Annotated in this window: 11 protein-coding genes; 6 read left to right on the top strand and 5 right to left on the bottom strand. The window is 67.4% G+C overall.

The window, feature by feature from the left end:
* Window positions 1-66 precede the first annotated feature (66 nt).
* Window positions 67-1680 (top strand): bifunctional phosphoribosylaminoimidazolecarboxamide formyltransferase/IMP cyclohydrolase, encoded by a 1614-nt coding sequence (gene purH, locus KIT25_23420; protein UYN94929.1) that lies wholly within the window; start codon window positions 67-69, stop codon window positions 1678-1680.
* Here the strand turns inward: purH and KIT25_23415 are convergent.
* Window positions 1652-2557 carry a DMT family transporter gene (locus tag KIT25_23415; GenBank protein UYN94928.1) on the bottom strand — a complete coding sequence of 302 codons (906 nt, stop codon included), beginning with the start codon at window positions 2555-2557 and terminating at the stop codon, window positions 1652-1654. The genes purH and KIT25_23415 overlap by 29 nt on opposite strands.
* A 52-nt stretch (window positions 2558-2609) precedes the next feature.
* Here KIT25_23415 and KIT25_23410 point away from each other — a divergent pair, with 52 nt between their 5' ends.
* Window positions 2610-3401 carry a helix-turn-helix domain-containing protein gene (locus tag KIT25_23410; GenBank protein UYN98042.1) on the top strand — a complete coding sequence of 264 codons (792 nt, stop codon included), beginning with the start codon at window positions 2610-2612 and terminating at the stop codon, window positions 3399-3401.
* On the opposite strand, the gene purT is transcribed toward KIT25_23410, so the two are convergent.
* Genes purT through KIT25_23395 form a run of 3 tightly spaced genes read right to left on the bottom strand, consistent with a single transcriptional unit; the run spans window position 3388 to window position 6493 of the window.
* On the bottom strand, window positions 3388-4572 hold the full coding sequence (gene purT, locus KIT25_23405) for a formate-dependent phosphoribosylglycinamide formyltransferase (protein ID UYN94927.1): 1185 nt from the start codon (window positions 4570-4572) through the stop codon (window positions 3388-3390). The genes KIT25_23410 and purT overlap by 14 nt on opposite strands.
* Window positions 4569-5507 carry a diacylglycerol kinase family lipid kinase gene (locus KIT25_23400; protein ID UYN94926.1) on the bottom strand — a complete coding sequence of 313 codons (939 nt, stop codon included), beginning with the start codon at window positions 5505-5507 and terminating at the stop codon, window positions 4569-4571. Before KIT25_23400 ends, purT begins: the two co-directional genes overlap by 4 nt.
* The gene (locus KIT25_23395; GenBank protein UYN94925.1) at window positions 5504-6493 is read right to left on the bottom strand and encodes an LLM class flavin-dependent oxidoreductase; all 990 of its coding nucleotides are present in this window, start codon (window positions 6491-6493) and stop codon (window positions 5504-5506) included. Before KIT25_23395 ends, KIT25_23400 begins: the two co-directional genes overlap by 4 nt.
* A gap of 494 nt (window positions 6494-6987) precedes the next feature.
* Here KIT25_23395 and KIT25_23390 point away from each other — a divergent pair, with 494 nt between their 5' ends.
* Window positions 6988-8034, top strand: a complete 1047-nt coding sequence (locus KIT25_23390) for an efflux RND transporter periplasmic adaptor subunit (protein ID UYN94924.1) — start codon at window positions 6988-6990, stop codon at window positions 8032-8034.
* Between the two features lie 4 nt (window positions 8035-8038).
* Complete coding sequence (locus tag KIT25_23385; protein UYN94923.1) at window positions 8039-11230, top strand: multidrug efflux RND transporter permease subunit; 3192 nt, start codon at window positions 8039-8041, stop codon at window positions 11228-11230.
* Window positions 11231-11233: 3 nt separating this feature from the next.
* Here the strand turns inward: KIT25_23385 and KIT25_23380 are convergent, their stop codons facing one another.
* Window positions 11234-12361 carry a glycosyltransferase family 4 protein gene (locus KIT25_23380; protein ID UYN94922.1) on the bottom strand — a complete coding sequence of 376 codons (1128 nt, stop codon included), beginning with the start codon at window positions 12359-12361 and terminating at the stop codon, window positions 11234-11236.
* 538 nt (window positions 12362-12899) lie between these two features.
* On the opposite strand from KIT25_23380, the gene KIT25_23375 reads away from it, so the two are divergent.
* Together KIT25_23375 and KIT25_23370 are read left to right on the top strand one after the other, a co-directional pair.
* Window positions 12900-13781, top strand: coding sequence for a LysR family transcriptional regulator (locus tag KIT25_23375; GenBank protein UYN94921.1), 882 nt, complete (start codon window positions 12900-12902; stop codon window positions 13779-13781).
* Window positions 13782-13803: 22 nt separating this feature from the next.
* Window positions 13804-14172: a nuclear transport factor 2 family protein gene (locus tag KIT25_23370; protein UYN94920.1), complete on the top strand. Its 369-nt coding sequence runs from the start codon at window positions 13804-13806 to the stop codon at window positions 14170-14172.

Genomic DNA, 14172 nt, shown 5'->3' with positions numbered 1-14172 from the left:
ATTACTTTATATAGTCTAGAAAGTGGGTGCTTACAACGCACAACGCCAGGGTCTATAGACCCGGCCATGTCCGTCGCCCCCACCTATGTCCCGTCACCCACGCCCGACCTGGCGCCGATCAAGCGGGCGCTGATCTCCGTCTCGGACAAGACCGGCCTGGTCGAGCTCGGCAAGGCGCTGGCGGCGCACGGCGTGGCGATCCTGTCGACCGGCGGCTCGGCCAAGAGCCTGCGCGACGCGGGGGTCGAGGTGATCGAGGTCAGCGACCACACGGGTTTCCCCGAGATCATGGACGGCCGCGTGAAGACGCTGCAGCCCTCGATCCACGGTGGCATCCTGGCGCGGCGCACCGATGCGGGCCACGCCAAGGCGCTGGCCGACCACAAGATCGCGCCCATCGATCTCGTCGTGTCGAACCTCTATCCGTTCGAGGCCACCGTGGCGCGCGGCGCCGACTTCGCGACCTGCGTCGAGAACATCGACATCGGCGGCCCGGCCCTGATCCGCGCCTCGGCGAAGAACCACGATTTCGTGACCATCGTCGTCGATCCGTCGGACTACGACGCGGTGCTGGCGGAGCTCGAGGCCAACAAGGGCGCCACCTCGCTCGCGCTGCGCCGCAAGCTCGCGGCCAAGGCCTATGCGCGTACCGCGTCCTACGATTCCGCGATCGCCACCTGGCTAGCACGAGAGCAGGGCGACGCCTTCCCCGAGCGGCTCACGATCGCCGCCGAGCGCGTGCAGACCCTGCGCTACGGCGAGAACCCGCACCAGAAGGCGGCGTTCTACAGTGACGGCAGCAGGCGGCCGGGCGTCGCCACGGCGCGCGTCGTCCAGGGCAAGGAGCTCTCCTACAACAACATCGGCGACACCGAGGCGGCCTACGAGTGCGTCGCCGAGTTCAAGCAGCCGGCGGTCGTCGTCATCAAGCACGCCAATCCCTGCGGCGTGGCGATCGGCAAGGACCAGTACGACGCTTATCTCAAGGCCTATGCCTGCGATCCGGTGTCGATCTTCGGCGGCATCGTCGCCGTCAACACCACGCTCGAGGCGCGAACGGCCGAGGATCTCGCCAAGCTCTTCCTTGAGGTCGTGATCGCACCCGACGCCACGCCCGAGGCGCTGGAAGTCTTCGCCAAGAGGAAGAACGTGCGCGTGCTGCTGGCCGGCACTCTGCCCGACCCGCGGACGGCCGGCATGACCTTGAGGAGCGTGGCTGGCGGCTATCTTTTCCAGACGCGCGACAACGGCCATGTGCGCCGCGAGGATCTCAAGGTCGTCACCAAGCGCGCGCCGACGCCGAAAGAGATCGACGACATGCTGTTCGCCTTCACCGTGTGCAAGCACGTCAAGAGCAACGCCATCGTCTATGCCAAGGACGGCGCCACGGTGGGCGTCGGCGCCGGCCAGATGAACCGGCGCGACAGCTCGCGCATCGCCGCCATCCGCGCCGCCGAATCGGGCGAGCTCGCCAAGCTGGCGCAAAGCCCGGCGATCGGCAGCGTCGTCGCCTCCGACGCCTTCTTCCCGTTCGCCGACGGCCTGCTCGCCGCGGCCGAGGCGGGCGCCACGGCGGTGATCCAGCCCGGCGGCTCGATGCGCGACAAGGAAGTGATCGAGGCCGCCGACGAGAAGGGCCTCGCCATGGTCTTCACCGGGATGCGCCACTTCCGGCACTAGCCGGTGCGCGACTCTCCGTCGTCGCGATCCAGATCCCGGCGAACACGGCGACCAGGCCGATCACGAGGTTGAGCGTGATGGGCTCGCCCACCAGAGGGGCGGCGAGCAGCGCCGCGGCAATCGGATTGACCGTCATGGCGTTGGCGACGCGCGTCGGCGAGGCGCGCTGCAGCGCCATCACCCACAGAATGAAGGCGAGCGCGCCGCCAGCGACGCCGAGATAGAGGCCGGCCAGCCACTGCGCCGGCCCGAAGCCTGCAAGGTCCGCGACGCTGCCGGTCAGCAGGCCGGCGATCGCCAGGACGGCAGCGCCGGACCCCATGCCGAGAGCAAGAAAGCCCAAGGCGCTCGAGCGCGTGATGAAGGGCCGCGACCAGACATTGTAGAAGGCCATGCAGAGCACGGCGCCGGTCATGATCAGCTCGCCGCGCCACGCTCCCTCGGGCGCATCGCCAAGACCGGTCGCCAGGGCCGCCAGCACACCCGACATGGCGATGGCGACACCGGCGATCTTGCGGCCCGTCATCTTCTCCAAGCCGAGCAATGCGCCCACGATCATGGTCAGCAGCGGCAAGGTCGATAGCGCGAGGCTGGCGCGCGCCGCCGTCGTGTAGCCCATGGCGATGTTGTAGAGGATGAAGAACAGGCCGAAGAAGCAGACGCCGAGCGCGATCACGCCGGGCCAGTCCGGGCGTTGCGGCCACTTCACGCCGAGCAGCAGCGCCACCGGCAGCACGCACAGAAAGCCGATGCCCCAGCGCAGGATGGCGAGCGTCAGCGGATCGGCGTTGCCGACCAGATAGCGCGTCACGGCAGCGGCGGTGCCGCCGAGGCTGCTCGATGCCACAGCGATCAGGACTCCCATCCATTCGCTCATTGCGTCAATGTCCGGCGAGCGCGCCGTTGCAGCAACTACCTGGCAGGTACAGATGGACTTCCCGTCGAGACTTCGCGACTGGCGACGCAAACGCGGATGGTCGCAGCTCGAGCTCGCGCATCGCGCCGAGATCTCGCAGCGGCATCTCAGCTTCCTCGAACTGGGCCGCGCCGCCGCCAGCCGCGACATGGTCCTGCGGCTCGCCGCGGCGCTCGACGTGCCGCTGCGTCAGCACAATGCGCTGCTGATCGCCGCCGGCTTCGCGCCGGTATGGCACGAGACCGATCTCGCCGCGCCCGAAATGGCCGACGTGCGCACCGCGCTGGACCATATGCTCGCCCAGCAGGAGCCGTTTCCCGCCGTCGTCGTCGACCGTCGCTGGAACCTCCTCGAGGCCAACGATGGCGCGGTGCGGCTGGTCGAGTTCCTGGTCGGCAAGCTCGCGCCCGGCGCGAAGGTCAACCTCGCCGACGCGCTGGTCGCGCCCGACGTGCTGCGGCCCTATCTGCTGAACTGGGCCGAGGTCGTGCGCTATTTCATCCGCAGCGTCGAAGCCGACGCGGCAGCCGACGGCCAGGCCGAGACGGCCGCGCTGCTCGACCGGCTGCTCGCCTACGACGGCGTGCGGCCATTGCTGAGCGCTGCACTGACAGAGACGGGCGGACCGATCCTGCCCATGCACTTTCGCAAGGGCGACGTCGCACTGAAGCTGATCACCACCATCGCCACGCTCGGCACGCCGCGCGATATCACCGCACAGGAACTTCGGATCGAATGCTTCTTCCCGGCCGACGAGCCGACAGTGGAGGTGTTGCGGAGCTGGGCTACGCTCAACGCACCTTGATCCGCTTTGCCGCCACCTGGGCCTTGCTGCGCGCCTCTTTCACGGTGCGTCCCGTCGCCGTGACCACGGCCATGCGGCGATGGCCGCGCACCTCGGGCTTGCCGAAGAGGCGCACCGACGTCCCCGGAGCCGCCAGCGCCTTGTCGACGCCGACGTAGGTCGGATCGTCGAGATCGCCTTCCGCCAGGATGGGTACCGAGGCGCCCGGGCGGCAGGCGATCTCGGGGATCGGCAGGCCGAGGATGGCGCGCACATGCAGTTCCATCTCGCTCATGTTCTGCGACGCCAGTGTCACGAGCCCCGTGTCGTGCGGCCGGGGCGACAGCTCGGAGAACCACACCCGGTCACCCTTGACGAACAGCTCGACGCCGAAGATGCCGCGACCCTTGCGGCCGCACAGCTCGTTCACCACCTTGCGGGCGATGTCGCGCGCCTGCCTGAGCGCCTTCTTCGACATCGGATGGGGTTGCCAGCTCTCGCGATAGTCGCCGTCGATCTGGATGTGGCCGATCGGCTCGCAATAGGCGAAGCCCCTGGCGTGCCGGATGGTGAGCTGGGTGATCTCGTAGTCGAACTTGATCGCCCCCTCGACGATCACCATGCCGGTCGCGGCCCGGCTGCCCTCCATGGCGTGCCGCCAGCTCCGGGCGAGGTCGGCAGGCTTGCGCGCCACGCTCTGGCCGTGGCCCGACGAGGACATGGTGGGCTTGATGAAGCAGGGAAAGCCCACGGCATTCGCCCCGTGCTCCAGCTCCGCGAGGCTCGAGGCGAAGCGGTAGGACGAGGTCGGCAGTTTGAGCTTCTCGGCCGCCAGCTGGCGGATGCCGCGGCGGTCCATCGTCAGCCGCGCAGCCCGCGCGGTCGGGATGACGGTCCATCCCTCCTTCTCGAGGTCGACCAGCGTGTCGGTCGCGATCGCCTCGATCTCGGGCACGATGAAATGCGGCTTCTCCCGCTCGATGACCCGTCGCAATGCCGCGCCGTCGCGCATATCGAAGACATGGGCGCGATTGGCGACCAGCATGGCCGGCGCATTGGCGTAGCGGTCGCAGGCGATGACCTCGAGGCCGAGCCTCATCGCCTCGATGACGACTTCCTTGCCGAGCTCGCCCGAGCCCAGCATCAGCAGCCTGACGGACGACGGCTTGAAGGGAGTGCCGAATTTCTTCATGTGCTTGCGATCCCGACTCGAAAGGCTTGCGGCAGGACGGAAACCTCGAGCGGCAGGCGTCCGACCGTCTCGCCGTCGAGATCGACCAGCGTCTCGACCTCGGAGTCGAAGGCGAGGCGGCGCGCACCGCGACTGAGCGCCACCTGCGGATGGCGAACATGATCGCCGCTATAGACCTTGGGCAGGATCGACAGCAGCACCGTCGCGGCCGAGACGCCGCCGACCTCGATCATGTCGAGCATGCCGTCGTCGAAGCGGGCGCCGGGCACCAGCCGCATGCCGCCGCCGCCGTTCTCGGTATTGCCGATCAAGGCGGTGAAGACGCGGCGCCGTTCGGGCGCCTTGTCGTCGATGGAGATCGTGACATCGCGCTCCTGATAGCCCAGCGTCACGACGGGCGTCATCAGGAGATAGGCGATCTCCCCCAGCTTCTTCAGCCAGCGTGACCGCGACGTTCGATGGCTGATCGTGGCGGCGCTGCCGATGGCGACGATGAGATAGCCGAAGCGGTCGACCGGCCGGCCGTCGAGCCCGACACATCGCACGCGCATCAGGTCCATGGCCCGCACGCGCGTGCTCGCCGCCGCATCGTAGGCGCGCTGCGCCGGCTTCAACAGGTCCAGCGCCCGGCAGAGCTCGTTGGCGGTGCCGGCCGGTACGGGACACAGGACCGCGTCTTCCGCCAGCAGGCGGCCCGACGGATCGAGCAGCCCGTTCAGGGTTTCGTTCGCCGTGCCGTCGCCGCCCACCGCCACGAACCGGCGCGCACCCTGCGCCAGGGCGGCGCGTGCGAGTTCCGTGGCATGGCCGGGCGCCGCAGTGAAGCGTGCCTCGAACGGACCGACGCGCGCGCGAAGCTCCGCTTCGATGGCCGGCCAGCGCCGCGCCGCACCCCCTTTGTTCGCCGCCGGATTGACGATGACGACGGGCTTCACAGCCGCGGCACCACTTGATCGGCGAGCAAGCGAAAGCTTTCCCGGCTGAGCGGCGCGCACATCAGGTAGTTCAGACCGATCTCTTCCTCGAGGGCGGCGATGCGATCGATCACGGCCTGCGGCGTGCCGTGGAGAATGACGTCGTCGACGTAGTGGTCGACGGGATCCTTGCCGCCGTAGCTGCGCGTCGTCTGCAGCGCCTTCTGGTGCTGCGGGCCGGCATAGGCGTCGACGAGCCACCGCGCGCCGCGCCGCGCCACCTCGCGCGCCTCCCCCATCGTCGGCGCCAGCGCGACCAGCCGCGCCATCGGGATGTCGCGCCCGACATCCGAGAAGCCGGCCGCCGTCAATCGCTCGGCATATCGCCGGCGCTTGGCGCCGAGCTCCGTCATCGAGGCATGCGGATCCATCAGAATGGAAAAGCCGCGGCTTGCCGCCCAATCGATCGCGGACTCGGACGTCGCCGCCATCCATACGGGTGGGTGAGGCCGTTGCAGCGGTTTCGGCAGAACCTCGATGCCTTCGAAGGCAAAATGCTTGCCGCTGAAATCGAGGCGCTCCGCCGTCCACGCCTTCAGGACGATGTCGACGGCCTCGCGAAAGCGCTCCGCGCTCTCCGACGGCGGCACGCCGAACGCCGCGAACTCGCTGGGCGCGAAGCCTCGGCCCGCGCCCCAATTGACGCGGCCGTTCGACAAGACATCGAGCAGCGCCACTTCCTCCGCCAGACGCAGCGGGTGGTAGAGCGCGGCGAGCGAGACGGCAGTGCCGATGCGCAATCGCTTGGTACGCGCCGCGGCAAGCGTGCCAAGCATGTGCACCGACGGGCAGACGCTGAAGGTGGTGAAATGATGCTCCGCCAGCCAGACCGCATCGAAGCCGCCCCTGTCCATGATCTCGATACGCTCCAGTGCCCTGCGGTAGACATCGTCCAGAGGGCCATGCCGCCCGGGCCAGCTGAAGAACTGGAGCACGCCGATCTTCATGCCCTCACCCAGCCTGCCGTTCGAGTGGGCCTGCCGGCATAGGCATCGCGCCGCCGCGCCGGAAACTCCCGGCTGCAGATGTCGTGGCAGCTCCGAAGTGCCCCGACAAAGACGCGGGAAATAGCAGGACGCGCCCTCGGGCGCCTCAACCCCTTGTGCCAATCCAATGCAACAAAGCCCGCCGAGAGCATGTCCGCACTCTACAGCCGGTCGCGCCCATCACCTATCCGGGACGACCGAGTCAGGCGGATGCCGACGCCACAATTCCCGAGCGAAGGACACTAATGCATGGCCATACGAATCGTCTTGCTCGAGACGCCCGGCGACTGTCCGAGATGCAATTGAAAGTCTGGTGCAGTGCAACCACATGCCTGTTGCAGCGCAAACGATCGAGGGTGTCACAAGTGGCGGGTCGTCTGACGGTTCTGGCCGGGGCGGTATTTGTCGGCCTTTCAATGGCTTCGGGGGGCTGGGCCCAGGGCGGGCCGCCAGCCATGCCCGTCACCGTATCGGAACCACTCGCCAAACGGGTCACCCAGTGGGACGAGTACTCGGGCAAGTTCGAGGCGGTCGCCGTCGTCGAGGTGCGCGCCCGTGTTTCGGGCTTCATCGACAAGCAGCATTTCAGGGATGGTCAGTGGGTGAAGGCGGGTGACCCGCTGTTCACCATCGACAAGCGTCCGTATGAGATCGCCGTCGAGCAGGCGGCGGCCGAAGTGGCCCGCACGAAGGCGCAAGTCGAACTCACCGAAACAACGGTCGAGCGCGGCGCCTCGCTCATCAAGTCACGCACGATCACCGACCAGGAATACGACCAGCGCAGGGCCAATCTCGACATCGCGCGCGCCCAGCTCAAGGCGGCAGAGGCCGGCTTGCGCAATGCACAGCTCAACCTCGAATGGACGGAGGTGACGGCCCCCCTGACCGGTCGTCTGTCCGACCGCAAGGTCGATCCGGGCAACCTGATCCAGGGCGGCCAGCAGGGCGCGACGCTGCTCGCCACCATCGTGCAAATGGATCCCATCCACTTCGTGTTCGACGTTTCCGAGGCCGACCACCTGCGCTACACGCGCCTGGCGGCAGCGGGCGGCATGCCCGACGGCGCCGTCCCGGTGCGCATTCGCCTGGCCGATGAGTCCGGGTGGGATCGAACGGGCAAGGTCGACTTCACCGACAACGCACTGTCCGCACGCTCGGGAACGCTGCGCACGCGCGCCATCCTCGACAACAAGCAGGGTCTGCTGACGCCGGGCCTGTTCGCCCGCATCCAGCTCTTTGGCGGCGAGTACGACGCCCTGCTGATCCCCGATTCGGCCGTAATCGCCGACCAGGCGGGCAAGATCGTCTTCGTCATCGCCGAGGGCGGCGTCGTACAGGCGAGGCCCCTGACGTTGGGGCCGATCGTCGAAGGGCTGCGCGTGGTGCGCGAGGGCCTCGCCCCGACCGACAAGGTGGTGTTGGACGGGCTCGCCAATCCCATGGTCAGGCCCGGCGCCAAGGTGGTGCCGCAAAAGGGCGATATCGCCGCCACGGGCGGCTGAACGCATGCGCTTCTCGCACTTCTTCATCGACCGGCCGATCTTCGCGTCGGTCCTGTCGCTCATCATCCTGATCGTCGGCGTGATCGCCCAGCGCACGCTGCCGGTCACCGAATATCCCGAGATCGCGCCGCCGACGGTCAACATCACCGCGACCTATCCCGGCGCCTCGGCCGAAGTAATCGCGCAAACCGTCGCCACGCCGATCGAGCTCGAGGTCAACGGCGTCGACGACATGCTCTATATCGAGTCGCAATCGACCGGCGACGGGCGGCTCTCCATCAACGTCGTGTTCAAACCCGGCGTCGACATCGACCAGGCGCAAGTGCTCGTGCAGAACCGCGTCGCCGTCGCCCAGCCGCGCCTGCCCGAGGAGGTCCAGCGTCTCGGCATCGTCGTGCGCAAGGCCTCGCCCGACTTCATCATGGTCGTGCACATGGTCTCGCCGGACGGCAGCCGCGACCAGCAATACATCTCCAACTATGCCTCGTTGTACGTGAAGGACGTGCTGAGCCGGGTCGAGGGCGTCGGCAACGTCATCGTGTTCGGCGCGCGCGACTATTCCATGCGGATCTGGCTCGATCCCGCGCGGGTGGCCTCGCGCAACATGACGGCGGGCGAGGTCATGCTGGCGCTGCGCGCCGCCAACCTGCAGGTGGCGGCCGGCGCCATCAACCAGGCGCCGGCGGTGTCGCCCGGCGGGTTCACGCTGACGGTTCAGACGCTTGGCCGCCTGACCACGGTCGAGGAATTCGGCAACATCGTTCTGCGTGCCGAGGCGAACGGCTCGGTGACGCGTTTGCGCGACGTGGCGCGCGTCGAGCTGGGCGCGCAGGACTACACGCTCAACGCATACCTCAACAACAAGACGGCGACGGCGCTCGGCATCTTCCAGCGGCCGGGCTCCAACGCGCTCGCGACGTCCGACGGCGTGATCAGGGCGATGGAAGGGCTGAAGCGATCCTTCCCGCCGGGCGTCGACTACGACATCGTCTACAATCCGACCGAGTTCATCCAGGCGTCGGTCGACGCGGTGATCCATACGCTCTTCGAGGCGTTGGTACTGGTCGTGATCGTGGTGATCCTGTTCCTGCAGACCTGGCGGGCCGCGATCATCCCCCTGCTCGCCATCCCGGTGTCACTGATCGGCGCGTTCGCCGTGATGGAGGCGGCCGGGGTCTCGTTCAACACCCTGTCGCTGTTCGGCCTGGTATTGGCGATCGGCATCGTGGTCGACGATGCCATCGTCGTGGTCGAGAACGTCGAGCGTTACCTGACGCAGGGCATGTCGCCCAAGGAGGCCGCGCACAGGACGATGGACGAGGTCGGCGGCGCCCTGATCGCCATTTCGCTGGTGCTGATCGCCGTGTTCCTGCCGACCGCCTTCATCACCGGCCTGCAGGGCTCGTTCTACAAGCAGTTCGCCATCACCATTGCGGCCTCGACGGCGATATCGGCCTTCGTGTCCCTGACCCTGTCGCCGGCAATGGCCGCCGTGCTGCTGAAGACCCATGCCTTGTCTCCGGTGGAGCACGTCCGGCCGACGGCGGCCGACCGGCTGTTCGCGCCGGTGCGCTGGTTCTTTCGCCAGTTCAATCGCGGCTTCGAGGCGCTGTCCGACTTCTATGGCCGCGCCACGGCGCGTCTGATCCGCATGTCTCTGATCGTGCTGGCGATCTATGGCGGTCTGGTCTTCCTGGCCGGCCAGCGCCTCGTGGCGACTCCGACCGGCCTGATCCCGCAGCTCGACCGGTCCTACCTGATCGCGGCGATGCAATTGCCGCCCGGCTCGACCCTGGAACGCGCCGACAAGCTGGTGCGCCAGGCTTCGGACATGATCCTCTCGACCCCCGGCGTGAAGGACGCCGTGGCCTTCGTCGGCTTCGACGGCGCGACCTTCACCAACGCACCCAATACCGGCGTCATCTTCGTGACCTTGAGGCCCTTCGAGGAAAGGCTGAGGCAGGGCCTCGGAACCGACGGCATCCTGGCCGAGCTGCGCGGCAAGATGTTCTCCCTGCGGGAAGCCTTCGTGTTCGTGCTCGAGCCGCCCTCCGTGCCGGGCATCGGCACCGGCGGCGGCCTCAAGGGCTACGTGCAGGATCGCGCGGCGCGCGGCCTGCCGGCGCTGGAAGGCGCCACCTGGGCGCTGGCGGGCGCGGCGGGGCAGACGCCGGGCCTCACCCAGGCGTTCACCTTGTTCAGCACGCGCACGCCACAGATCTGGGCCGAGATCGACCGCACCAAGGCGGAGCAGCTCGGTGTACCGATCGCGCGCGTGTTCGAGACGCTGTCGGTCTACATGGGCTCGGGCTACGTCAACGACTTCAACCTGCTCGGCCGCACCTATCGCGTGACCGCCCAGGCCGACAATCCCTACCGGCTCACCCTGCGCGACGTCGCCAATCTCAAGACGCGCAGCGTCAGCGGCGAGATGGTGCCGATCGGATCCGTCGCCACTTTCAGCGACACCACAGGCCCCTATCGCGTGGCGCGCTACAATCTATACCCCGCCGCCGAAGTGCAGGTCGCACTTCAGCGCGGGTTTTCGTCCGGCCAGGGCATCGCCGCCATGGAGAGCCTGACGGAAAGGGTCCTGCCCTCCGGCTTCGGCTTCGAATGGACCGAGATCGCGCTTCAGGAGAAGCTGGCCGGCGACACGGCCGTGATCGCCTTCGGCCTTGCCGTCGTCTTCGTCTTCCTCCTGCTCGCGGCGCTCTACGAAAGCTGGCTGCTGCCGCTCGCCGTCATCCTGATCGTGCCGATGTGCATCCTGGCCGCCATGATCGGGGTCAACCTGCGCGGCCTGGATCGCAACATCCTGGTCGAGATCGGCCTGGTGGTGCTGGTCGGTCTCGCGGCGAAGAACGCAATCCTGATCGTCGAATTCGCCAAGCAGGCGCACGAAGCCGGCATGAGCCGTTACGATGCCGCCGTCTCCGCGGCCCGCACGCGGCTGCGGCCGATCCTGATGACCTCGCTTGCCTTCATCCTCGGCGTGGTACCCTTGGTGCTGAGCACGGGAGCGGGCGCCGAGATGCGCCAGTCGCTGGGCACGGCGGTATTCTCCGGCATGCTCGGCGTCACGCTGTTCGGCCTCGTCTTTACCCCGGTGTTCTACGTGATCTCCGTCGGACTCGCGGAGCTGCGGTTCAAGTGGCGCAGGAAGGATATCGAGCTGCCGCGCGACCTGACGTGAGTCTCAACGTCTCGCGGCATTCAGAATCTCGATGAGATTCTCGCCGAAGCGGTCCCAGGCGAGTTCGCGATCGTGGAATCGTCGAGCCGACCGACAGAGCGCCACATACCGGGCGCGATCCGACACGCAGTCGCTCAACACGTCGGCATATGCTTCCGGCGGACTGTCGGGCGGCAACAGGTAGCCGGACATTCCGGCTCGCACGACGGTGGGAATGCCGCCGACGGCGCAGCTCAGCGACGGGATGCCATAGGCCGCCGCCTCGCTGAACGCTATCCCGTAATTCTCGACGCGCGACGGCATGAACAGCAGGTCGGATTCGGCCAGCAGCCACTCCAGCCGGCGACTTTGGGCGGGGTCGCTCTTGCGGAGCGGGCCGTGGCTTCGCGCAAAGGCCGGCAATTCCTGGGGAACCGTGCCGATACCGACGATGTCGAGCGTCAGGCGCTGGCCCCGGCGACGGGCGACCTCGCAGGCCGCCACGACGATGTCGCCGCCCTTGCGATGCCATTCGCGGCCGACGAACAGGACACGCAACGGATCGAGCGCCCGCGAGGCAATCGCCGCCTCGACGGCGTGGAGCGAGGGCACGCTGATGTTGGCGCCGTAGGGCAGCACATGCACCTTGGCGGGATCGGCGCCGTAGTCCTCGATGGCGCTGCGCGCGGCGAAGTGCGACGGATAGACCGCCGCCGCGCACGTCGCCAGGGCGCGTGCCTCCTGGGCATGCGCCTGTCGGAGGTAGGTAGCGGCGCAATTGCGGTACTCGTCGTAGGCTTCCACGACATTGGCGAAAGTGGCGTCGGCGGAGAAGACCTTGGGCAGGCCAGCATCGACGAAGCAAGTCGCCGTGGAACTGGGCGAGAACAGGACGTCGGCGTCCGCCAACCTGCTCTCGACCTGAGTCGCGAAGGACTTCAGCAGGAATGGCTCGCGATCGGGGTGGTAGGTCCGGCCGCGCAATCGGTGCAACAGAAACCGGGGCGCGAAGGCGGCGCGAATCCGCCGGTCGAGCGGAAAGAGGCGCGACACGCCGGCTCTCTTCTCGAGCTGACCGAGCATGAAGTAGGGATGGCCGGACCTGACGGTGATGTCGTCGGCACGATACTCGTACGCATACGCGATATTCATGAACAACCCAACGCTATGGCCTGCGCCTCGCGGAAGGTTGGAACCGATCTGCGGCGGTGTTGTGCCCGGCCACCAAGCTCACGGAATTGTCACCGGCCGACCGGGCTCGCCCGCCGCACGCGATACAGATCGAAGCGACGGATGCATGCCGCCTGCGAAGCGCGTCATCCGGAGGCGATCGCCCGGCGACAGACGGTCGAGCGTGCCGCGGAGCTTCCTGAAGAAGGCGCCGAGATCGCGCCTCCTCCCGCTATCGCACCCGAAGAGCCGACGTCCGCCCGATTTACCGGGCGGCGCGGGACACCCAGCGGGCGACATTGCGGACGAGATCGGCCATCGCCGCGCTGCGCAACTGGTGAGCGCGGCGGACCGCGGCGTCGCGAGCCAGATCGAGCGAGGGTGAACGAGTCGCGTGCATGAGAACCTCCAATGATTGAAAGTTACTTAATTCCGCGCATGCCGCTTTTTAATCCATTGCTATTGACGCACACCTGTGAATTTTGTTCACTAATAGAGCGTGATCGAACATGCGAGCGAAATGGCGGCCTTCGTCAGGGTCGTCGATGCCAAGGGCTTCTCGGCGGCCGCACCGTCGCTCGGGCTGACGCCGTCGGCCGTCAGCAAGCTGGTGACCCGGCTCGAGACCCGGCTCGGCGTGCGCCTGCTGCAGCGGACCACCCGCGCGATCCATCTGACCGCCGAAGGCCAGGTGTTCTATGCCGCGGCACGGCGCATCGTCGGCGAGATCGAGCAGCTCGAATCGGAGATCAGCGACCAGCGCGGAACGCCCCACGGGCCCTTGCGCGTCACGACCTCGCTCGCGTTTTCAACCCATCGTCTGGCGCCCATCATCGGCGAGTTCCTCGAGAGCTACCCGGCGGTCCAACTCGAGCTGATCCCGACCGATCGCGTGGTCGATCTGGTCGAGGAAGGAATCGACGTCGCCATCCGGGTCGGCAGGATGCCAGACACCAGCTTCATGGCGCGCAAGATCGGCGACGACATCCGGCTGATCTGCGCCGCGCCGAGCTACATCGCCCGGCGCGGCATGCCCCGGCGGCCCGAGGAGCTGACACGCCACGAATGCATCAACCGCGAACGGCTCTACCTCAATCGATGGGCGTTCCGCGTCGACGGACAGATCCGCGAGATCGAGGTCGGCGGGCGCATCACCGTCAACGAGGGCGAGGCCCAGATGCGGCTGGCGCTGCAGGGCCTGGGGATCGTACGGCTGACCCGCCTCACGGTCGCCGATTCGATCAGGCGCGGCGAGCTCATCCCGCTGCTGGAGGAATTCTCGGCCGAGGAACCCGTGCCGATTCATGCGGTGTATCCGCATCGGCGGCACCTCGCCCCAAAGGTGACGGCCTTCGTCAATTTCGTCATCGAGAAGTTTTCGCCGCCGCCCTGGGAGCTATAGTGGCGGCAACCAGAGAGGACCCATGCCCGACGCCATAGACGACCTGTTCCGCCGTTTCGGCAAGGCCTTCAACAAGGCCGATGTCGAGGAGATCGCCGCCTGCGTCACCGACGACTTCGAGTGGCGTCTCAGCGCCGGAGGCGCGCCGTCCGGCCGCGTGCTGAAGGGCAAGGAAGGCCTCCGGCGCCACTTCGCCGACAAGAGCCGGGCGCATCGCGAGGCGCGCTACTCGGAAGCGCGCATCCATCGCGCGGGCGACAAGCTGTTCGGCACCTTCCGCGTCACCGGCATCGACGCCGACGGCAAGCCGTTCGACCGCTATGGCATCGATCTCTACGAGGTGCGCGACGGCAAGATCGCGCTCAAGGACAGCTATCTCAAGGCCGACTGA

Origin of the sequence: Enhydrobacter sp. (genome assembly GCA_025808875.1) — a bacterium.
Taxonomy (GTDB): domain Bacteria; phylum Pseudomonadota; class Alphaproteobacteria; order Reyranellales; family Reyranellaceae; genus Reyranella.
The sequence above is the reverse complement of the archived record's forward strand: the minus strand, read 5'-3'. Positions and strand labels throughout refer to the sequence as shown.

Excerpts from the sequence above, each read along its gene's own strand:
- KIT25_23390 (UYN94924.1), top strand. The coding sequence starts at position 6,988 with ATGCCCGTCACCGTATCGGAACCACTCGCCAAACGGGTCACCCAGTGG.
- KIT25_23380 (UYN94922.1), bottom strand. The coding sequence starts at position 12,361 with ATGAATATCGCGTATGCGTACGAGTATCGTGCCGACGACATCACCGTC.
- purH (UYN94929.1), top strand. The coding sequence starts at position 67 with ATGTCCGTCGCCCCCACCTATGTCCCGTCACCCACGCCCGACCTGGCG.
- KIT25_23375 (UYN94921.1), top strand. The coding sequence starts at position 12,900 with ATGGCGGCCTTCGTCAGGGTCGTCGATGCCAAGGGCTTCTCGGCGGCC.
- purT (UYN94927.1), bottom strand. The coding sequence starts at position 4,572 with ATGAAGAAATTCGGCACTCCCTTCAAGCCGTCGTCCGTCAGGCTGCTG.
- KIT25_23410 (UYN98042.1), top strand. The coding sequence starts at position 2,610 with ATGGACTTCCCGTCGAGACTTCGCGACTGGCGACGCAAACGCGGATGG.
- KIT25_23385 (UYN94923.1), top strand. The coding sequence starts at position 8,039 with ATGCGCTTCTCGCACTTCTTCATCGACCGGCCGATCTTCGCGTCGGTC.
- KIT25_23395 (UYN94925.1), bottom strand. The coding sequence starts at position 6,493 with ATGAAGATCGGCGTGCTCCAGTTCTTCAGCTGGCCCGGGCGGCATGGC.
- KIT25_23370 (UYN94920.1), top strand. The coding sequence starts at position 13,804 with ATGCCCGACGCCATAGACGACCTGTTCCGCCGTTTCGGCAAGGCCTTC.
- KIT25_23415 (UYN94928.1), bottom strand. The coding sequence starts at position 2,557 with ATGAGCGAATGGATGGGAGTCCTGATCGCTGTGGCATCGAGCAGCCTC.